The 21,679-nt window shown below is 43.5% G+C and carries 15 protein-coding genes and 4 pseudogenes; 1 reads left to right on the top strand and 18 read right to left on the bottom strand.

The genetic code is table 11. From position 1 onward, the window contains the following. Positions 1–40 precede the first annotated feature (40 nt). The 12 genes and pseudogenes from DW904_RS08915 to DW904_RS25285 form a co-directional block, all read right to left on the bottom strand. The gene (locus DW904_RS08915; RefSeq protein WP_118579471.1) at positions 41–391 is read right to left on the bottom strand and encodes a DUF6075 family protein; all 351 of its coding nucleotides are present in this window, start codon (positions 389–391) and stop codon (positions 41–43) included. Positions 392–730: 339 nt separating this feature from the next. Then, positions 731–1,667 (bottom strand): annotated as a pseudogene (gene tsf / locus DW904_RS08910) (translation elongation factor Ts). Between the two features lie 108 nt (positions 1,668–1,775). After that, entirely contained in the window at positions 1,776–2,516 is a 741-nt protein-coding gene (rpsB, locus tag DW904_RS08905; RefSeq protein WP_118579468.1) for a 30S ribosomal protein S2, read from the bottom strand. A 242-nt stretch (positions 2,517–2,758) separates the two neighbouring features. After that, complete coding sequence (locus DW904_RS08900) at positions 2,759–3,583, bottom strand: pseudouridine synthase (protein WP_118579465.1); 825 nt, start codon at positions 3,581–3,583, stop codon at positions 2,759–2,761. Between the two features lie 22 nt (positions 3,584–3,605). After that, positions 3,606–5,780: a DUF6449 domain-containing protein gene (locus tag DW904_RS08895; protein ID WP_118579462.1), complete on the bottom strand. Its 2,175-nt coding sequence runs from the start codon at positions 5,778–5,780 to the stop codon at positions 3,606–3,608. Beyond that, a complete protein-coding gene (locus DW904_RS08890; RefSeq protein WP_118579459.1) occupies positions 5,758–6,657 on the bottom strand; it encodes an ABC transporter ATP-binding protein in 900 nt (299 codons plus the stop codon). Before DW904_RS08890 ends, DW904_RS08895 begins: the two co-directional genes overlap by 23 nt. Then, positions 6,654–7,025: a GntR family transcriptional regulator gene (locus tag DW904_RS08885; RefSeq protein ID WP_118579456.1), complete on the bottom strand. Its 372-nt coding sequence runs from the start codon at positions 7,023–7,025 to the stop codon at positions 6,654–6,656. The genes DW904_RS08890 and DW904_RS08885 overlap by 4 nt, the downstream gene beginning before the upstream one ends. Before the next feature lie 203 nt (positions 7,026–7,228). Next, the gene (locus DW904_RS08880; protein ID WP_118579453.1) at positions 7,229–8,044 is read right to left on the bottom strand and encodes a CPBP family intramembrane glutamic endopeptidase; all 816 of its coding nucleotides are present in this window, start codon (positions 8,042–8,044) and stop codon (positions 7,229–7,231) included. Positions 8,045–8,064: 20 nt separating this feature from the next. Further along, positions 8,065–8,712: an HAD-IA family hydrolase gene (locus DW904_RS08875; protein WP_118579450.1), complete on the bottom strand. Its 648-nt coding sequence runs from the start codon at positions 8,710–8,712 to the stop codon at positions 8,065–8,067. 318 nt (positions 8,713–9,030) lie between these two features. After that, positions 9,031–10,305: a hypothetical protein gene (locus DW904_RS08870; protein WP_118579447.1), complete on the bottom strand. Its 1,275-nt coding sequence runs from the start codon at positions 10,303–10,305 to the stop codon at positions 9,031–9,033. After that, on the bottom strand, positions 10,302–11,600 hold the full coding sequence (locus tag DW904_RS08865) for a serine/threonine-protein kinase (RefSeq protein WP_147422305.1): 1,299 nt from the start codon (positions 11,598–11,600) through the stop codon (positions 10,302–10,304). Before DW904_RS08865 ends, DW904_RS08870 begins: the two co-directional genes overlap by 4 nt. A gap of 58 nt (positions 11,601–11,658) precedes the next feature. After that, a pseudogene (locus DW904_RS25285) lies at positions 11,659–11,778 on the bottom strand (DUF6783 domain-containing protein); the annotation flags it as partial. On the opposite strand from DW904_RS25285, the pseudogene DW904_RS25280 reads away from it, so the two are divergent. After that, a pseudogene (locus DW904_RS25280) lies at positions 11,728–11,865 on the top strand (DUF6783 domain-containing protein). The pseudogenes DW904_RS25285 and DW904_RS25280 overlap by 51 nt on opposite strands. A 207-nt stretch (positions 11,866–12,072) precedes the next feature. On the opposite strand, the gene DW904_RS25275 reads toward DW904_RS25280, so the two are convergent. The 6 genes and pseudogenes from DW904_RS25275 to DW904_RS08830 all read right to left on the bottom strand — a co-directional run bounded on the left by DW904_RS25275 (position 12,073) and on the right by DW904_RS08830 (position 21,569). After that, entirely contained in the window at positions 12,073–15,417 is a 3,345-nt protein-coding gene (locus tag DW904_RS25275) for an ABC transporter ATP-binding protein (protein ID WP_347562074.1), read from the bottom strand. Next, complete coding sequence (locus DW904_RS25270; RefSeq protein ID WP_347562073.1) at positions 15,414–15,794, bottom strand: hypothetical protein; 381 nt, start codon at positions 15,792–15,794, stop codon at positions 15,414–15,416. The genes DW904_RS25275 and DW904_RS25270 overlap by 4 nt, the downstream gene beginning before the upstream one ends. A 224-nt stretch (positions 15,795–16,018) precedes the next feature. Further along, complete coding sequence (gene argS, locus DW904_RS08845; protein WP_118579438.1) at positions 16,019–17,785, bottom strand: arginine--tRNA ligase; 1,767 nt, start codon at positions 17,783–17,785, stop codon at positions 16,019–16,021. A 172-nt stretch (positions 17,786–17,957) separates the two neighbouring features. After that, positions 17,958–18,826, bottom strand: a pseudogene (locus DW904_RS08840) (DegV family protein). Between the two features lie 366 nt (positions 18,827–19,192). Next, on the bottom strand, positions 19,193–20,113 hold the full coding sequence (locus DW904_RS08835) for an ABC transporter permease (protein ID WP_147422304.1): 921 nt from the start codon (positions 20,111–20,113) through the stop codon (positions 19,193–19,195). Between the two features lie 49 nt (positions 20,114–20,162). Further along, a complete protein-coding gene (locus DW904_RS08830; RefSeq protein WP_118579432.1) occupies positions 20,163–21,569 on the bottom strand; it encodes a biotin/lipoyl-binding protein in 1,407 nt (468 codons plus the stop codon). Between the last annotated feature and the right edge of the window lie 110 nt (positions 21,570–21,679).

Raw genomic sequence — 21,679 nt, 5'->3', positions numbered from 1 at the left:
AAAAAATATAGAATTATTTTCACACATAAAATCTATATCATTATAATAAAACCATTTTCTTTTCATGGCAATGCGTTTTAATCATTCCGATGTTACAACATAATTGGCTAAGTAATCGGAACACTACTCCAAGATTGATAGTGGTAGTGGTCTTTCCTCCACCTTCCTGCAGACATTCTGGCTTCACACTGCCATTTTTAAAATCATAAATTTTGTTAACGTGTTTTCGTGTATCTCTGTCAATTCCAAGACAATATACCAATGCTTCATGATATACGTCTTTCCATCTGCATTTAGGCAGATATTCCAAATAGAATTCCTTATGTTCTTTGCTCATAAAAGTTATTGTGCGAGCATCCTCGCCAGCTGCGCCTATCGCTGTACTTGCCATATTGATTTCCTCCTTATGCAATTAGTTTTTAAGTTTATAATTTGATTTTTGAAAATTATGGCGATCTGATGAAACCGCTGATAATTTGAGTAACTTCGCTGAAGATTGCAAGCCTTTGCTTTTACTCAGTTTTTCCTTACTCAATACTCAATTTTTGGAGATTCTTGGTGATTTCCAGCGATGCTTGGCGGTATTTAGGACTTTTTTAGAAAAATATAGAAAAAAGCCCCGAAAACCTTATAATCACTGTGAAACGTAGTGTTTATAAGGCTTTCAGGGCCTTTAAATACTTAAATTCAGACTTATTAAAATAATAGAAAGAAAACTTAAGTTAATGGATTATTTACCCATCTGCTTTGCAACTTCCTCAGCAAAGTTCTCTTCTTTCTTCTCGATTCCGTCTCCGGTCTCGTAACGAACGAAGCCTTTGATTGTGATCTTAGCGCCGTTCTCTTTAGCAACCTGTGCTACGTAGTTCCAACGGACTGTTTTCCATCTTCTGCTTTTACGTAAATTTGGTCAAGAAGGCAGATCTCTTTAAGCTCTTTCTTGATACGTCCTGTGATCATTCCCTGAATAACCTTCTCCGGTTTCTGGGATTCCTTAGGATCGTTCTGAATCTGAGCCATAAGGATTTCTTTCTCATGCTCGATATACTCAGCGCTTACTTCGCTGTCGCTTGTGTAAAGAGGTTTCAGAGCTGCTACCTGCATTGCAACGTTCTTAGCCATTTCTTTAACAGCGTCGTTTACAACGTCTGTCTCAACGTCAACAAGAACGCCGATTTTTCCACCCATATGTGTGTAGGAAGCAACGAAACCGTTCTCCTCTTTCATCTGAGCGAATCTACGGATGTTCATGTTCTCGCCGATAACTGCGATCTGAGCTGCAAGAGCTTCTTTTACAGTCTTAGTGGTATCAAGTGCCCATGCCTCTGCAAGAAAAGCATCGATATCAGCTGCTGTAGTTGTCAGAGCCTGAGCTGCAACATCTGCAACATACTGCTGGAATTTCTCGTTCTTAGCAACGAAGTCTGTCTCGGAGTTAACCTCAACAACAACTGCGTTCTTAGCGTCGTCAGCAACAAGTGTCTTGCAAAGACCCTCTGCTGCAACACGGTTTGCTTTCTTCTGAGCGGTAGCAAGACCTTTCTCACGAGGAACTCTACTGCTTTATCCATATCGCCTTCTGTAGCTGTAAGAGCTTTCTTACAGTCCATCATACCAGCGCCGGTCATCTCTCTTAACTCTTTTACCTGTGCTGCTGTAATAGCCATTTTCATTTCCTCCTGATTGATAGTGTGTTGTAAGGACCTGTCCGTCAGCTGTGGATATGCCTATGCAGGCATAGCTCATTCACAGCTGCCGTCCAGAATTTTCACAAATTATTCCTCTGTAGCGAACTCTTCAGACTCAGCCTGGATTTCTCCCTCAGCGTCTGTCTGTCCCTGGTTTGCTTCGATAACTGCGTCAGCCATCTTGGAAACGATCAGTTTTACAGCACGGATAGCGTCATCGTTACCCGGGATTACGTAATCCAGTTCTTCTGGGTCACAGTTAGTATCACAGATTCCGATAAGCGGAATTCCCAGTGTATGAGCTTCCTGAATACAGATCTTTTCCTTCTTAGGATCTACTACGAAGATAGCATCTGGAAGTCTCTTCATTTCTTTGATACCGCCAAGGTTCTTCTGAAGTTTATCTAATTCTTTTCTTAAAGCGATAACTTCTTTCTTAGGCAGAACATCGAATGTTCCATCAGACTCCATGGTCTCGATTTCTTTCAGTTTCGCAATACGGCTCTGGATAGTCTTGAAGTTGGTAAGCATACCGCCTAACCATCTCTCATTTACATAGAACTGTCCGCAACGCTCAGCCTCTGTCTTGATAGCGTCCTGAGCCTGTTTCTTAGTACCAACGAAAAGGATATTTCCGCCGTTAGCAACGATATCAGCGATTGCATTATAAGCATCGTCAACCATTCCTACAGACTGCTGTAAGTCGATGATGTAGATACCATTTCTCTCTGTGTAGATGTATGGAGCCATTTTAGGGTTCCATCTTCTTGTCTGATGTCCGAAATGAACACCTGCCTCTAAAAGCTGTTTCATTGAAATAACGCTCATGTCTTTTTCTCCTTTTGGTTAAATTCTTCCGCATGGTCCTTTTCCTCTCGGACCCAGCCTCACACCGCAGGGCACCATCCTGGGAATCTCCATGCGTGTTTGATGGTTTGCAACTTTTGCATTATAACATGACAAAACCCTCCGTGTAAAGAGGTTTTTGCAAATTTCTCCGCTATTTTAGGGATTTTTTATTCTTTTAACAAGGATTCTCAGATTTCTGTAAAATAGCCATTCTGTACAGGTTATCTGCCATCTTTCAGTGCAGCCAGCTCTTCCTCCGTCAGTTCCCGGGCCTGTCCTTTCGCCAGATTTTCCGGCAAAGTCAGAGAACCCATGGAAATTCTTTTCAGATAAATTACCTTCTTTCCAACAGCTTCCATCATTCGCTTCACCTGATGAAAACGACCTTCGTGGATGGTAAGAAGGATTTCGGAACGCCAGATGCTGCCCTCCGGATCTGCCTTATGTCCTGCAGCATTTGAATTGGCCATCACTGCTCCTGATTCACCTTCGACATTTTTACGGTCAGCATCCTCTTTCCATGTTCTGAGAATCTCCAGCTTCCCCGGCAAGGTCGGCTCCTCATCTCCAATATCCACACCTAGCCGGATCTTCTCTATATCCTCCGGCACCACTTTTCCTTCCGTCACCGCGAAATACGTCTTATCCACATGTTTCTTCGGGGAAAGCAGTCTGTGGGCAAGCTGTCCATCATCTGTAATAAGAAGCAAGCCTTCCGTATCCTTATCAAGACGTCCTACCGGAAAAAGATTCCGTCTGCCATCCTTTGGCACCAGATCCAGAACTGTCTTTTCCCTGGTATCTTCTGTGGCACTTACATATCCGGCAGGCTTGTGCAAAAGATAGTACACAAACTCTGCCCTTGCTCCAATATGCTCTCCGTCAAATTCTACCACATCCGTCTCCGGATCTATTTTCAGTTCCGGCTTTTTCGCCTTCTCACCATTTACCTGAACCAATCCCTTCTGGATCAGCTTCTTCACTTCCGTTCTCGTACCTGCTCCTGAATCCGCCAGAAATCTGTCCAGTCTCACTGCTTTTCCCATTCTTTATAGTAGCTCTCCTTCTTTATTCCTTTTCAAAAACCTCAAAGGATAATGCCCGCTGTGAATCCTCTTTCATAAATTCCGGAACATCCTTCGCCATTATGGACCACGCTGCCTCTGATTCCACTCCGTCAATCACAACCTTCAGTCTGGCCCATTTATCAGCTTCCCTTTTTTCCCAGAATGGCACCATCTGGTAACATCTCAGAACCTTTTTCAGTTCTTCCAGCTGTTCCGGCTGATCGTAAACCACAGGAGAAGAATATTCATTGTGCTCCTCATTCATATAATATTCCACTTCCACAGCGCTCAGCTTCACATCCTCCATAGAGACAGGATACCCTGTTTCCTTCAAAATTTCAACTGTCCTTTTGAACTGCGGGAATACATAAAAGCATGCGGAAAAATAATAGTCTCCGGTTCTGCCAGGCACCATGGCATCAACAGATTCTGCAGATGGTACTCCGGAATACTCAATGTTCAGGCTTGCACATGGCTCTCCGGTCAGCACTTCCGGATCCGCCTCCTCTACATCCTGACGAAATGCATCCACCAACAGCTGTCTCTTTGCCTTATTGTCCTGGAAAAGGGAAATAGATTCTCCTGTAATAAAATCACAGCGCACCTCATCCACATATTTATCATCCAGCTTTAAAATGGAATAGCGCTCAGACTTTAAGGTTCCCTCCGCATATCCCTCTTTATACAAGTTCTTCTGATTCTCTGTGCTGACCATATAAGAGCGATAAACAGTTTTTCCGGATTTCAGGTCATAACGCATCTGAAGTCTTGATGTATCGTTAGAAGAATCCCATATATCGCCGTTCCACAGCGCTCTGTTGTCACTATCTTCTGAAAGGGATCGGCATATAACCTTGTTTTCCTTCACAATCTGCTCCACACATGCATAAATATCAGGACTAATGCCCAGATTATTGCCCAGAAGATCTCCATTCCTATAATATCCGGAATCCTGTGTGGAAATCTTGCCATCTTCATTTATTTCAACGCTATAAGTATTCTCCCATCCACCGCCATCCGTAAATTCAGCTGCAATATTTTCGATTTTATCATAAGAAGGGATATAGTTGTCGTATCCAGTCAGGTCAAATAAGAACATACAGGCCCCAAATGCTACACAGGCCCCGCTTACCACAAACTGTATTTTATTGGAGAAAAATTTTCGGAAATCCCTGTAATAAATAATTCCCATGATTCCACCTGAAAGAAGGGTTCCAAAAATCAATCCGAAAATCCACCATACAATTCTGGAATTGTCACTTGGAAGCATATAGAAAATAAGTCCGATTCCAAGTCCTCCGGGAACCACAATCATAAATCTTATGATTGTGCCAACCCATGGAAAAACAAAGGCCATACCGGTTCTTTCGGATTTTCTGTTTACAAATGCATAATATCCAAGAACGCCAAAAGCGATTGTCACCAGAAGCACAATTCCCAGAATGCCACCATAATTTCCTTCTGCATATTTTCCCACAAAGGTGTAGGCAAGGATGACTGGTGACGCCATTTCTCTCAAGCCTTTTATAAAGCCATAGACACCTACACTGCTGGTATAATAAAAGACTTTTTCGTAAAACTGCAGAGTAACAGAAAGCACCGGTCCATAAGCAGCCACTGCAATAAGCAGAAGAGCTCCCATAAGCAGATGGCCGGTAATGCAGATTACAAACACAACCGAAAAATACAAAAGCAGATATAAAAGCAAATGAAATACCATCATCAAAAATGCCAGTTTCATAAGATGAAGGCTGAAAAATCCCCTCATTGCCCCGATGCAGACGGAGAAAAATTCCATTGCCAGATATGGAAGCAAATAATACAAAAGGGACTGCAAAGTCTTATGCCAGAACATTCTGCTTCGTTTCACCGGAAGACTGTGATAGAAATCAATTTTCCGCGGTGAATAAAGATACCAGAACTGGCTGATTCCGTTAAACAATGCTGCAGTTGCCGCAACTGCAAGTCCGGTGAGCATAAATCCATCCTGCCACAGATTTGCATAAAGTGCATTGATCTCACTGGTGGTGTATCCCATTCCAAACCAGTTTCCCAGCATGATCAGCTCTGCCACCGGAAATGCCAGAAGAAATCCGATGGTCACAAAAGCCGGAATCCACATCATGCCTTTTGATGACACCTTCATATATCTGCTAGAATAAATTTTTGATTTCATAGCCTGCCACCTCCGTTTCACTGATAAAAATTTCCTCCAGGGTCAGAGGAAGCACCTCCATAAAGAGAGGATTTTTGGCCTGGATCTTCTCTATGATCTCACTTCTGGTTCCCCGGGCTGTTATCATAAGAAGAGACCCCTGATGCTGCACCTTCAAAACCTGAAGTTCCTTTTCCAGTTCTTTTTCCTGCTGTCTTCCGCTAAGCACACACTGTATCTTGTGAATGTGAAATTTCATGTCTTCCAGATCTTTGGAAAGAAGAATCCCCCCTTTATGCAAAAGCCCGACATGGTCGCAGATATCTTCCAGTTCGCGCAGATTGTGAGACGCGATCACAGGAGTAAATTCCCGGTTCATAATCTCCGACGCAAACAAGCTCTTTACTGCCTGACGCATTACCGGATCAAGTCCATCAAAGGTCTCATCGCAAAACAGATATTTCGTTGCCGCGCACACACCGATGATTACCAGAATCTGTTTTTTCATACCTTTGGAAAAAGTTGCAATTCTGCGATTTTCTTCCAGATGGAATTGTTCCATCAGTTCATGAAAAAACCTGGTTCGAAACTGAGGATAGAAGTTCCGGTAAAAGCGCACCAGATCCATTGCTGTATAATTTGCCGGAAAATAACTGTCATCTGAGATATAGAAAAACAGTTTCTTTGCTTCTTCATTTTCATACACTGGCATACTGTCAATCTGGATTTCCCCTTCATCTGGCCTTATAATTCCAGCCATCATCCGAAGCAGGGTGCTTTTCCCGGCGCCGTTACTGCCCACAAGACCAAACACTTCCCGCACTCCAACATCCAGAGTTGCTTTATTGACCGCTTTGACAGTGCCAAACGCCTTACTGCATTCTTTGACTTCTATCATGGCTTCTCCTCCTTGTAACACTCCCCGATAATATAGATCAGCTCTTCCTCATTCATTCCCATAGCCTTTCCCTTCTGAATCATGGCTTTTAGTTCTTTTGTATAGGAAGCTTTGCTAAGCTTACGCACTTCTTCACTGTCTGCGATAAAATTTCCTGTTCCTTTAACCGGGTAGATCAGTCCCTCCTGTTCCAGCTGCATGTAGGCTCGCTGGATGGTGTTGGGGTTGATCGATAATTCCATGGCCAGCTGCCGCACAGAGGGCATTCTGGAGCCTGGCTCCAGTACTCCCTTCAGGATCAGGTTCCGGAATTTCTCCTCCACCTGCTCGTACAGTGGCCTTCTGTCCTGATAATCTAAAACGATCATAGACAGGCCTCCTCCTTTCTAAGTGTATTAATACGTTTAATACACTTAAGATAGCATATGTGTACTTTAAATTCAAGACGGGAAATTCTTAAATGTTTATAAAGTGGAATGCGCCAACAAAAAACCTTCTCACAATCTCCCCTGTTTTTCCAGGATTTTGTAAGAAGGTCTTCTATTTTTCTTAATATATTTCTGATTATGCTTTATATCAGCCTCGTACATCCTCGTTTCTGATAATTCTTATAGCATCTCCAGATACCATAAGTTCCTGCAAAAACAAGAAACAGATTCAGTGCAATTACGGATGTGGCTCCTGTATGATCCAGCATGTACAGCATCACATCACTGACCAGCAGGCTCCAGATATTTGCCCCCATATGAAGAAATACACTGGCAAACAGATTTCCTCTCCATTCCAGGATCAATGCGAAAAGCAATCCCATAATAGTTGCATACACTCCCTGGAGCAGATTCATATGGTAAATTCCAAATGTCAGTCCTGAAAACAGTGCAGCTGTGATCACGCGCATATTATCTCTCATACGAAGAAATACCAGCCAGCGGAAAATAACCTCTTCTGCAAAAGGTGCTGCAATCCCCATCCAGAAAATCAGACTCCAGATACTTTTCCCCTCGGAAATCAAGGACTGAGTTTCCTGATAAGCTTCCGGATTCAAATATTGCTGAAAAAGCCCTACCAGAATGTTTCCATATTGACCAAGAAATGCGCCAATTATAAGAAACCCCAGAATTTCAGGAACAGGAAGGTGACGATCAGCTGCAGGATATAATATCCCGGTTTCTTTTCTTCTTGAAAAATCGCCCCGATACAACAATATGCAGGGAACTGCAGCCAAAATCCCTGTCAGACCAGTCAGCATAAGCACATGCTGGTAATATGCACTCATATCTGCGCCAGTCCGCTGCACCAGAAAATACAGTCCCAGATAGGAGACAAGCTGGGAAAGCACAAAATGGATTCCCACCGGATACAGACACTTCCATGCCAAAACCGGCATTTTCTGTTTTCTTCTGGGGCTCAGGCGAAAAAATCCAGTATTTCCTCTGCCGAATTCACAATTTTAAAGGGATGGGCATTTTTCAGTTCTTCTTCGGTTCCGTAACCATAAGAAACTGCAATGCATTCCAATCCGGCGCGTCTTGCCCCAAATACATCATGCTCTTTATCCCCCACCATGATCACCTGGTCACGGTGTTCCGAAAGTCCCAGCCGCTTCAGAGTTTCCTCGATCACCTCTGTCTTATTGGTTCGTCTACCCTCAGGCTCACTTCCAACCATCTCGTCAAAATAAGAATCAATATGGAAATATTCCGCAACGATCTTCACGAAATTCTCTGGTTTGGAAGACGCAATGGCAAGCTTGTATCCTCTTTGTTTCAGTCCAGATAACATTTCCGGAATGCCAGGATACAGTTCATTCTCATAAATCCCCACTGGTGCGTATCGTTCTCTGTAAATCTCAACTGCCTTTCTTGCTGTTTCTTCGTCAATTCCCGCATATTCCTGAAACTGCTCCAAAAGGGGCGGTCCCACAAAAATGCGCAGCTTCTGAAGATCTGGTTCTGGTTTTCCTACCTTCTCCAGAGCATATTGTACGGATTTGGTGATTCCCTCCCCGGAATCGGTGAGAGTTCCGTCCAGATCAAATAAAATAGCTTTGTACATCTGTGTTTTGCCTCCTGTACCGTCATGTAATTTTTGTCGTTGATTTTTCAAGTCTTTCGCTATATGGGTGTTAATTATAACATCATTTCTTTATAACGTCCAGATGGCAAAATCTTAGTTGAGGGTTACCATTCACTCCGTGTTACTGTTCACTCCGTTCACAGTAATGCGCTTCGCGATGCACAGAAATCATGCATTCGCATGATTTCGCGCCGCAATTCTCGGGTTTTCTGTGAACTTTGTTCACAAAAAACGCCTCGCGGAACGTTACCAGTGAACAGTAACCACTCCGTGACCAGTAACAGTTGATGCACACTTTCAAAACTCCCATATAGGCATATGCACAATTCTTCTCCCATCTATTACAGCAATCACCTTCACAGTATTTTCCTTCGCTGTAATCGGCTGGTCAAATATAAGGATATCCCCCTCCTGGTGCCAGAAAATCTCATCACCATTTAAGTTCAAAGACAGAATTGTAACATCCTGCTCACCGGTAGTTCTTATAACTTGTATTTCAGGATATTCATTTACAGGGACTGTTTCTTCGTGTACAAAACGTATTGTGCTATTTTTATTATCATTTATGTTATTGTTTTTATTTGTGTTTTCATTTTTTTCTCTATTTTCATCATTTTTGTTATAGAATCCAAGTCCATGAGATGTCTTTGCCATTCCTACTGCTGTAAAAACCGTGCCGGCTCCTGTGAGCTTCAAGTACTCACTGGTATTTTCTTTTTTGGAACATTCCGTAATTTTTGCTTTGGCCCTATTCTCTTTTTTCCGATCAGTATTCTTTGTTTCTCTGGCAGTAATCCTGCTTTCACTTATATTTTCATCTGCTGCGGTATCTTCTGACTTTTCTTCTTTGCTTTTTGAGCTATCCTTCTTTACACGGGGAGTGTTTTTTGTAGTATTGCTTTTAGACTCAGTTCCATTGGCACTGTTGTCTGCATTTATATTCGTTTTCTTATTCTCTGCGTTTTTGTTTGCCGGTGAGGCTGCCGTGACACTGTTTTCTTTCTTTATTTCTTTCCTATTTTCTTTTGGTCTTCTCTCAGAACCCGCAGCTTGAGGTTTTTCCCAGCCCTCCTTATCACCTGTGTTGTCACCGTTCTCTGTTTTCGACAAGCCAGCTCCTGCGTTGCTATTATTGCTATTATTGTTGTTACTGTTATTATTCCCGCTGTTGTTATCGTTACTGCTGCCGCTATTATGACTGTTATTATTACCGTCATTTTCTATGTCATTACTGCTAATACCGCCATTCGCGCTGTCATTATTGCTGTTGTTATTACTCGCATTACCATTACTGCTCCCATTTTCTTTCTGCTCTGGCTCCGTAGTTTCCTGATTTCCTTCAGCCTCCTCCCAATTATCAAATATACCTTCATCAGCACCAATATCGATATCAAATCCTCCAAATTCCCCACCATAAGTGTAAAGTATACCAACTTTGGTAATAAGTAAAATCACTGTCACCATCAGATAAATTCCAGGTTTCCGAAAGTTATTCCAGATGCTGTGCGAATATATACCTTTTCGATTTGAATTTTTCGCAATTTTTCTCCTTATGCTTCTCCATCTTTTCATTTTCCCTCACCTGTTTCACTTTCCATCTGTTTTTCCCAGATTTCAACGCTCTTACAATCCGTCCCATCTGCCTTACTGCTTCTGTATAAAACATAAAGTCTCCTGCTGGAATTCTTCTGACCTCTTCGCAAAAGGAACAGTCCATATTTCCCATACCCTTCTGCAAATTCCGGCGCATACAAAAGCAGCTGCTCATAATACACGGCGGCCCGTTCCCACTCTTTCTGAAGTTCCGCATTTACCGCCAATAATAAAAGCAATTTTCTCTGCTCTTCATCTTTCGTATATTCTTTTTGCAGTTTTTGCAAAGCACTTTCTGCATGCTCGCATTTTTTAAGAAGAAATTTATCTGCTTCTTTGTCTGTACTTTTTTTATCCGCTTCTGCTGCAAATTTCTTTGACAACGAAAAAGACTCATTTTCCTCTATCTCGTAATATCCTTTCGTTACTTCTGCCAATGCACTTTCGAAAGCTGCCTGCTGCTCTGATTCTGCAAGAAATACACCTGCAGCCAGCAAAATCCCCGTAGTTCCAATCACCACCGCTGCATTTTTTCTGGCAAGCCCTTTTCTTTTTCCTATACCAGAAAGCATTTTTCTTGCCTGTGCCGCATTTTCAAATCGTCTTTTCCCCTGAGGCCGGGTACATTTATAGAGAAACAAAGCAAACCCAGGAACTTTCCACAAAACAGATAACCAGTTTTTTCCTGCCAGCGCCTGTAATGTTTTTCCCAAAGCATAAAGATCACTGGAGCTGTTTACTTTTCCCTCATATTGTTCTGGAGCTGCAAAGCCTTCTGTTCCCATACAGATCCGCTGATTTTCTCCAAATCCAAACACCGCGCTCCCAAAATCCACCAGATACAATTTGCCCGAATCTGAAAGCATAAGATTATCCGGTTTCAAGTCCCCATAATATACCGGCGGCTTTTGCCCATGAAGATATTCCAGAACTGCAAGCACAGTGTCTCCGTGGGAAAGAAGCTCATCCACTGCAAAAACATGTCCCTCCTTTAACATCTGTCCAAGGGACTTTCCACGAATATATTCCATGATCAGATAACAATGATCCCCATTTTCCACATAATCTACCATCCGTGGAATGGATGGATGTTCCAGAAGCCGCAGCAGTCTGGCTTCACGCTTTTTCTCAAGGGGAAGTTCTTTTACTGCCCAGTAATTTCCAAGCTCCATATCCCTGGCAAGGTACAAATGCCCTTCCCCGCCTGCGCCCACCTGCTCCAGGATACAGTAACGCATTTTCAAGATCATACCTGTAAGATTGATGATAATCACCTCTTTTTCATAAAAACATGTAACTATTTTCAATAACAAAAATGAGACAAAACACGCTTCAAGGTCTGACGCAAGCACAGGCTTTAGAGCGTGTTTGAAAAAGGCTTTCTGCAAGATGTGCGTCACAATTTGTGGGAGATTTCGCCCGGATGAGGGCGCCGTAGTGGGCTACGGCAACTGAATTCGGGTGAAATCTCCCGCAAAGTGGGGCGTGCAGATTGCGGGAATGATTTTTCAAACAGGCTCTAGCTCGTTGTCTGCATAAATTAAGTGAATACTGTCGGCGATCTCCGGCAAATGATAAATATAAATAAGATAAAAAATTAGTGATTATGAAATGTCCGCTATTCCGAAGCGCGATTGAAAAAGCTTCGAATCAGACATTTAAGAATGTAATTAGAATTATAACATTTAAAGTCCACTGTGAAAAGCACTTTATAAAAATTTTATAAGTGCTTTTCACAATCTCAGATTAAATCTGAATCGTCCTTCCCAGTTCTGCGGACGTTCTGTGTGAAATGGAAATAACGGTACGATCCTTTGCCACACGTTTCAATGCGGCCAGAACAGCCTTCTCTGTCTCCGCATCCAGGTTTGCAGTGATCTCATCCAGAAGAAGCAGTTTGGGCTCTGCCACTGCTGCCCTGGCAATGGATAGCAGCTGCCACTGTCCCTGGGAAAAAATCTCCGGGGTGCAATAAGTATCGTAACCATTTTCCAGACTCTCAATCGCCTCTTTTAAACCTGTAAGCTCTGCAACAGCCTTTACCTGACGCTCAGAGATCCGGTCATCATATAATGTAATCTGGTCGCGTACGGTTCCCGGCACCATGTGAAAAGTCTGCTCTACGTATCCAAAGAGTTTCCGTCGTTCTCCAGCCCTCACAGCCGTTGCCGGAATGCCGTGGAGCAGTACCTGTCCCTGATCCGGCTCATAAAGTCCAAGAAGCAGCTTCAATATCGTACTCTTTCCTGCACCAGTTCGTCCGAGTAGAGTCACCTGATCGGTATCCATCACCTTGAAATTCAGATGTTCCAGCACCACATGCTCATCATAGCCGAAGGTTACATTCCGGAATTCTACAAACGGAAAACTATTACTGCCAGAAGCTCCCAGTCTGTGCCTTTCTTCCATATCAGCCATCGCTTCCTTTCGGCTAATCTTTTCATTTCTGTTTTCTTCTATTTTTGTTGCCGGATTATTCCAGGTTTTCTCGGTATCTCCATTCTCCTGTGCGCCATTTTCTTTCTCCTCCAGCCCAAAGAATTCATTAATCCTATGGATTCCAGCTACCGCGGACTGGATGGTCTGAATCTCCATTCCAAGACTTTCCACCGGCGAAAAAATCTGTGAAATATAGTTGATCACAGCCACTGCAGTTCCCGCAGACATTCCAAAAAACGTGAGCACCATCTTATTTCCAGATGCTGAAAGCAGCATCACAGCTGCAACCACGACTGCATTTAAAATCAAGATCACCGGTGAATATACTGCATCATAAAAATTGGTTCTCTCCATTGCCTGGTAACTTTCACCGATGTAAGTGTCGTAACGCTCTTCCATATATTTTTCCCTGCCAAGGCAATGGATGGTACGGATATTATGAAGGGTTTCCGGCACATGTCCAGAGGCTCTTCCCACAGCCTTACGGTTTTCGATCTGGGCTGCCAGCATGTTTTTCTGCACATGTCTGGTAAACCAGAAAAGAAATGGCAGTATTACAAGAAGCACCACAGCGAGACCCTTATTTTCAAACCAGATCACCACCAGAATACTGATAATCTTGCAGGCGTCAGCAAACATACTGATGATCCCTGAGGTAAAAAGATTTTCCACAGTATCTACATCACCAACAAAGCGTGAAGCCAGAGTTCCAGGTTCCAGCCCTGTCAGTTTGTCAGAAGTAAGGCATATGAATTTTTCCATAAGGCTGCTTCTAAGTGCATGTGTGATTTTCTGCCCAAATACGGTAAGCAGACCTTCCCTGGCAGATTCCATGAATCCGGTAAGTGCAAGCATTGCAAAATAAAGGAAAATCACCCAGAATGTCACGGCTTTTCCCGCTGTGACTGTATCTACGATTTTTGCCAGGATCAGCGGCGGGATAAGAGCCGTTACCACTGCGCCTGCTACAGCAAAGACAATACCCATAGACAGCCATTTCTGCTGCAGAACTGTTTTCCAGATCACACCTTTTACCTGTCTTTTTTTCGCTTTTGCAATTTTCCCTTTTCCCTTGTTTTCTACCGGAAAAACATTTGCATCTGACCTTCTGCTCTTTTCCAAAATCATATTTTCTTCTGATTTCACGTTGTTCTTATTTCTGTCTTCACTCTCTGCACCTCCTTCCTCAGTAAATAATTTCTTATACTCCGGTACCTTCACAAGTAATTCTTCATGCGTACCCACCACTGTTTTTCCATCTTCCATCCAGATGATCTGATTCATCTGCGGAAACAGATACAGACGGTGGGAAATCAGCAGCACAATATTCTCTTTCGCCTGTGCTTTCAAATTGGCAAAAATCTGTCTCTCGGTGCTCTTATCCAAAGCCGAAAAAGGATCATCCAGAACCAGAACTGGCTTTTTGTGGCAAAGAGTTCTTGCAAGAGCCAGACGTTTTCCCTGTCCGCCCGAAAGACGTACGCCACCATTTCCTACCAGAGTCTGTAAACCATCATCCATCTCATTTACTTCTTCTGCCATGCAAACCATTTTCAGGAAATCCTCTGTCTTTTTCTGTTCACCCATAAGCACATTGTTTTCCACGCTGTCGTTAAACAGCTCCGGATCATGACCAAGATAGCCTATGATATCCGTCTGCCAGGATGGGGGCATATTCTGAAGTTCTTTGCCATCCACAAGAATCTGACCTTCATATGGATACTCGCACAAAAATACTTTTCCCAAAGTAGACTTTCCGCAGGCCACTGGTCCGGTGATTCCGATCATCTGCCCTTTTTCAGCCTTGAAGGAAATATCCTTCAGAATCTGTTTCCCGTCCGGATAAGCAAAATTCAGATGACGGACCTGTAATTGTTTTACGCTCCTGCAGCGGATTTCTGACTGGGCTATCTCTAGCTGAGATAGCTCTTTCTGCGACAAGGTTTCTTCTGCCTGTTTAGCAGACATATTTTCCTGCCTTTCCACTTTCCCATTTTCCAGAATTCCAGACACATTTTTCTCACTCTTTGGGATTTCTTCCTGCTTTGTCAAAAGCGGCTTAATACGCTTCCAGGAAACCTGCGCCTTATGCACTGCATTAAACAGCTTCGCTGCACTGGATGACTTCACAGACAGCTTCACAAAACATGCCAGGAAAGTAGTAAAAGATGCAATCGTCCATGTGCTCCAGCCTGTTCCCAGAACATTTTTCTGTCCAAAATACAGGATAAACAGTACCCCGGTCATGGAAATGATCCGGTACAAAGGCGGCATGATGGAATTCCAGATATTCGCTTTTACTGCTGACTTTTCATAAGCGGTAAGATTTTCTTCATATGCCTTGCGGCGATCCTCTTCACATCCAAAAACACGGTATGTAACAGCATTTTCCGCCCGATCCAGAGTCGCTGTACTTAAATGTCCAGACTGCTCTTTGTATGCAGTTCCGGTTATCTGGATCATTTTTTTCATTTTTTCCGCCGTCATATAAGAAACCGGCGGGAAAATCATGCAAAGCAAGGCAAGCCTGAAATCATACCACAAAAGCATTCCTGCATAAGCAGCCAGGGCAACTCCTGTATCAAAAATCTCCGTAGTGAATTTGCGCATTCCCTCTACGCAGTCATCCACATCCAGTATTGCCTTGGTCATAATGCTTCCCTCCCCCTCTTCCCGAGGCTTGCACGACTTTTCCGCACCAGACTGGCATACAGGATTTCTTTCATTCTGCGATTTACATTGTTGGCAAAACGCCGCACATAAAACCTCTTGATATATCTGGCAGTCTGGACAATTGCAATGGCGGTCACATAGCCCAGCACCAGAACCAGCATATCTGAAAACTGGTCAGCCCCTTTCAGGATATCCACCAGGCAGCCGGTCATTTTCCCCTCAAACCAGGGACCTGCCAGAAGGCCGATATTATAGATCAAACCGGATATAGTCACTGCCAGAAGCACTTTCCATTCTTTCTGAAAATAGGAAAACACCCTGTCCGGCAGAAAATTTGTATGATGTTTCGCTTTCATCTGACATTTCCTTTCTGCCTTAAAGCATAACGATACAAAAATGAGACAAAACACACTATGTAAGCTTTACCTCTTATCGCAGCAGCCGTCAGCGTCTCATGCAGGCATGAACCTGGTCACGTCGCTTGCGTAAAGAAAAAAGGAGCCGCTCACTTCCAGCTTTTCCAGAAAGTGCCGCAGCTCCATACCACAGACCATGCCCTCATAATCTGCTTATTATTTTATTACATCTTATCCGGTGCCTCGAATCCAAGAAGATCAATACTTGTCTCAAGCACTCTCTTGGTCAGCTGCAGAAGACGGATATAGGATTCCTTCTGCGCCTGATTCTCTTCGCTGAGGATCTTGGTCTCATGATAAAAGCTGTTGAATGCATTGGAAACCTCATAAATATATGCACAGATTTTATGCGGAGCTTTTTCCTCAAATGCACTCTCGATCATACTTCCAAATCCACTGAGCTGAAGCATCAGGTTCTTCTCGCTGCCGTTAGATGCCGGAAGGATCTCACCTGCTTCAAGATTTCCGCCTGCTTCCACATAACGGTTCAGGATGGATTTGATACGAACGATTGTATAAAGGATGTACGGACCTGTATTTCCCTCGAAAGAGGTGAAGCGGTCTACATCAAAAATATAATCCTTGGTAGCCTGATTGGAAAGATCGCCATATTTAATTGCTGCCAGACCTACAATCTTAGCAGTATCTCTTGCATCTTTATCACGGACACTTCTGTTCTCTACGATCTTTGTGAACATTTCCTCATCAATATCGGCAATCAGGTTCTCAAGGCGCATAACACCGCCCTCTCTTGTTTTGAACGGTTTGCCATCTTTTCCATTCATAGTACCGAAGCCAAGGAAGGAAAGCCTTGTGTCTTCTTTCACAAGACCGGTCTTTCTTGCGCAGCGGAAGACCTGAATAAAATGAAGCTCCTGACGTTTGTCAACAACGTAAAGGATCTCATCTGGCTGGAACAGCTTCATACGCTCTACAATTGTGGCAAGGTCTGTAGTAGTATAAAGAGATGCTCCATCTGATTTCAGAAGCATACATGGCGGGATTTCCTTGGTATCGGTCTCCTCTTTAACGTCTACAACAAGCGCTCCCTGATCCTCATATGCAAAGCCTTTTTCCTTCATCATCTCTACCATGTCCGGAATGTAAGGCTGCGCATCAGACTCTTTTTTCCACAGATCAAAGGATACGTTCAGATTCGCATAGTTTCTCTTAAGGTCTGTAACAGAAACACTCATAATGTGGTTCCAGAGAGCCATGTACCCCGGCTTACCCTGCTGAAGAAGATGAGTTGCCTCCAGTGCTTCCTGACGGTATGCCTCATCCTCCTTGGATTTGCCGCTTGCACATGGATAAATCTCCTCAAGCTCACTGATAGTAAAAGGTGCCTCTGCAGGATATTCACCTGTATAGCTGTCATCAAAATATACAAGCTCCGGCTGTCTGTGCTTCAGCTCTGTAATGATCAGTCCCATCTGAAGTCCCCAGTCACCAAGATGAACATCACCGATCACCTTATGGCCTACGAAACGACCGATTCTCTTAATACTTTCACCAATAATTGCAGAACGGAGATGACCTACATGAAGAGGTTTGGCAACATTCGGTCCGCCGTAATCGATTACGATGGTCTTCGGCTCTTTGGCTGTGTCTGCACCAAGCTTCTCATCCTTCTCCATCTCTTTCAGATAATCTGCAAGAAACTCTTCGCTGACTTTCAGGTTGATAAATCCGGGCTTTACCATTTCTTTCATGGAAAATACTTTGGAATCTGCCAGATTGCCCACTACGTCATCTGCGATCATAAATGGTGCTTTCTTATAAGCCTTAGCTCCCGCCATAGCACCATTGCACTGGTATTCGCAAAGGTCAGGACGGTTGGAAACGCCTACTTTACCGTAGGATGAATCGTATCCTGCTTTTTCAAATGCTGCAGAAAGCTCTTCTGCCATGTAGTCTGTAAGTTTTTTCATAAATCCTCCTAAATTTTCTTCTCAGAGAGAATACTTCTGTTTTCTTCTGAATTCGTTCCGAAAATATATATTCTATTTCGGAATCTTTTCTAAAAAAATCAATTCTTTTCAATTACTATCTATAGGTGACATCCAAAACTAATGTTTATAAACTATAGCCATTTCTTAGCTTCTATGCAGTCACTTTCTTAGAACATGCGATTGCAAGAGAACCATATCCAATATGGCATGCCACACTAAGTGACAGCGGATCCATATGGATTTCCATACCAGGAAAGGTTTCCTGCATCTCCTGCTTCCACTCTTCTGCCTCTTCCGGATTACCTGTGTAAGCAGCCTGAAGACACATTTCTCCATTCTGGACAAACGGTGCAAAGCGTCCCTCAAAATCTGCCTTCATAGCCTTCAGCATAGTACGTCTGGCCTGCTTCTTGCCTCTTACCTTGGCAAAAGCATCCAGCTTCTCACCCTGGAGCTGCAGCACCGGCTTCAGATTCAAAACGGTACCTATTGCAGCTGCAGCAGGTGTGATCCTGCCGCCCTTTTTCAGATATTTCAGGGTTTCCAAGGTAATATAAATACTGGAATTAAATTTCTCTTCTTCCAGGATCTTCTTAATTTCAGCTCCGCTTTTACCTGCATCCCGAAGGGCAATCGCGTCCACCACAGATTGACGCTGGGTTACGGAAATTCTCTGATTATCTACACGTGCACTCTGCCCTCATACTCCTGGGCAAGTCCCATTGCAGTAGCACAGGTAGCGCTGAGACCACTTGACATGGGGATCTGTACAATCTCATCATACTCTTTCAGAAGGTTGTCCCATAATCCCATAGTCTCTCCCGGGCTTGGCTGGGAAGTGGAAATAGAAGCATCCGATTTCAGCCACTGATAAAATTCATCCTGGCTCAGGGTAATTCCCTCCAGGTACATTTTCTCATTAATAAAAAAAGGCATAGGAATAACAGACACTCCAAGTCTGCGTCCTTCCTCCTGTGTAATGCCGCTGTTACTGTCCGTTACAATGGCAATCTTACTCATTCAATCTCTCCTTATCTCATAAAAACTCATGTTCCTGTTCACTTCGTTCACAGCAACAGGCTTCGCGAACCTTACCAATGAACAGTAACAAACTCGCCGCCGTCCTGCCTTTTCTTCTGGCAGCTGGTTCTTTTTTCCCAGAAAACAGCGACTGTAAATCTTCTTTCCCTATTCAGGGTCTTGAAGTCTATTATAATACCTGCGCTCCAGTCTGGCAAACACTTTAAAGAAAAGTCTCGCAAAAAATGTACCAAAATATTTCTTCATCTATAAAATTCTTTTGGCAAAAAAGAAAAAAGACAGCCTACACCGCCCCTATAAGCAGTGCTGCTGCCCCACATTTTATAATACAGCCAATTCCGCTCATCAGCCGCTCCGCCTGCGCCATAGTTTTCGGGAACATGATGTACCAGCGGAAAGCTCCATTGTTTTCCGGAGCTTCGCAGGCCAGAAAGAGAAATCTGACCATTTGTCCGGCAGCCAGCTCTGGGGAATATGGGATAAGAGCCTTACGCAAAAAAAGAGGCCGATTCCCCACAGTAAAATTCTAATAACAAAGCAGCTACATTTTCTAAAATCAATTTTCTTTTCTCTACTTCTTTGAATTCCATTTTCCCAGGTTCCGCGCTCCATCTCATACAGCCACCTGGAAACAGTTCTTATAAGCATTACAAGAAAAGTCACTGGAAACCAGGGCAAAATCACTTCCAGCCAGCTGTCATCCACTAATATTCCGGATAGTCCGTTTCCCACGAGAAAATCAGATGCAGCACCCTCCAGTTCCTGACCTTTTTTACCTCGGATCAAAACCTGAGTGCAAACCAGATTTTTTTGTGGCGGACGGATAAGGATCATATGCTGATTCCAGGATACCACACCTCGCACTTCGTAAATCTGCTCTCCCACAGTCAACTGACTTCCCGCACAATTTTCACTGCCGAAAAGCTCCAGGGCTGTGTCTTTATCGATCACGCATCCGGTTTCATCATTCTCTTCTAATAAAGCAGCCTGTCGGTCGTACAAAGCAGCCATTCCCACAACGCCTGTCACCCGGGCATTTGCCTGTCTGAAATCCTCTGGATTCGTAACCACCTGAACGCCTCCATTCCACGCAAAACAGAAATCTGCAATCTCATCATCACTTTGATAATTTTCCCAGATCTGCTTTGCCAGGTTTACTGCAGGATAATCTTCATACAGTTCAACCACCGCTGTGTCTGTTTTTCCCACCTTCACATAATCTTTCATTCCAGAATAAAATAAAAAGGAGGCCAGCAATGCTGTCATAATTATTCTCATATATTTTAAAAAATAATTCTTCTTTTTACTTTCCATGCTAATTTTCATAAATCCTCACCCTGCTTCCATCCTTCAGTTCCCTGTCTGCCTGGACGATCACAGCCTGATCCGTAGAAAGGCTTCCCTCACCCAATGCAGCAGTTGTCTGGTTTTTATCCTGCACAGTAACTTCCACTTTTCTTGCAACCATTACCGTTCCAAGCACTGTATTTTCTGTGTCTGTAACATACACATAGACCTTCCCATTCTCCTGGTACAGCGCTGAAAGCGGAACGCAGCAGGAATAAGGCCCAGCATCTTTTGATATGGAAAAATCTCCGCTCTGACCGATGGACAGACTGTCCTCCAGCATTATGATGGACAGGTCACGAATATCATTCTCCTCCTTATTTTCTGTTATATTTTCCACTGTTGCGCCAGAAATATCATTATTGTTATTGTCTGTGATTTTCACGTCTGCACCGGCAGACACATATTTTATATCTTCTTTTGAGATGGTACCAGTCATTCGAAGAGCACCATCGGCTGAATATAAAACTACTGCTGCGGTCTGTCCTGTAAGGTCTCCGGTTTGCACAGACAGACTTTTGATCACACCGTCAGAAGGAGACGAAATCACTCCCTCTGTGCTTTGAAGCACTGTAATCTTTTCCATATCTGCTCTGGCATTTTCCAGTTCTCTTTGTACGTTCTCCAAGGTACTGTCTGAAGACTCCGGCGCACTGGCATCGGACAGAGCTTTTCCGGCACTTGCCAGAGTCTGGTTTCTTCCCGCGATCACTTCATTTAATGCTTCCTGTCTGGCTCGCAGATCATCCTGAAGGGCAGTTTCTGTGGCGGAATCATCCTCCTGTGTTACAGTGGTCTCACCATCATTAAACCCTTCCTCTCCATCTGTGAAGCCACTTAAATCATCCCCGGAAGTCTTTGCTTCCTTTTCCCTGTAAAATTCGTCAAGCCGCTGTTGGGCTATCTGAACTTCCGCCCTTGCATTATCCACGGAAACATTTCCGCTTTGCACAGCCAGATCATAAGAATTTCCAGCCCATGTCTGCTCCGCTGCACGCTTCTGGCTGTTCACCTTTTTCTGGCTTTCCAGATCCTTTGCCTGCCCTTCCAGAGTTTTTACTTTATCATCCAGATTTTTCAAAGCCGCCTGAATGCTGTTCTGGGATAGCTTCAATAAAATATCCCCTTTTTTCACAGTCTGCCCTGCATGTACCATCACCTGCTCCACCTGCAGATTTTCCAGTACAAACACCGCCACTTCCTGACTACCCTCCACTTTTCCAGAGCCTTTCACCTCATGAGTGATCATCTGATTTGCCGGGTTCTTAGTCTGGATCTGTATCACATTTACAGAATCCGAAACTCTTGACAATATGGTAAAAATCAGCATCATTACAAAAAACAGGCAAGTTGCCTGAATTAATTTTTTCTTCATGTCAAACTCCCATTCTGTTCCTGAACATATTTGTAAAACACTCTACATTCTAACTATTTCTTTTAAATTCCATTGACAATATATTTTATCAAACTGTCGTTTTTTATCGT

The sequence above is a fragment of the Ruminococcus sp. AM42-11 genome (assembly GCF_003480145.1).
Taxonomy (GTDB): domain Bacteria; phylum Bacillota; class Clostridia; order Lachnospirales; family Lachnospiraceae; genus Blautia_A; species Blautia_A faecis.
Note: the sequence above shows the minus strand (reverse complement) of the source record. Positions and strands in the feature narration are given on the sequence as shown.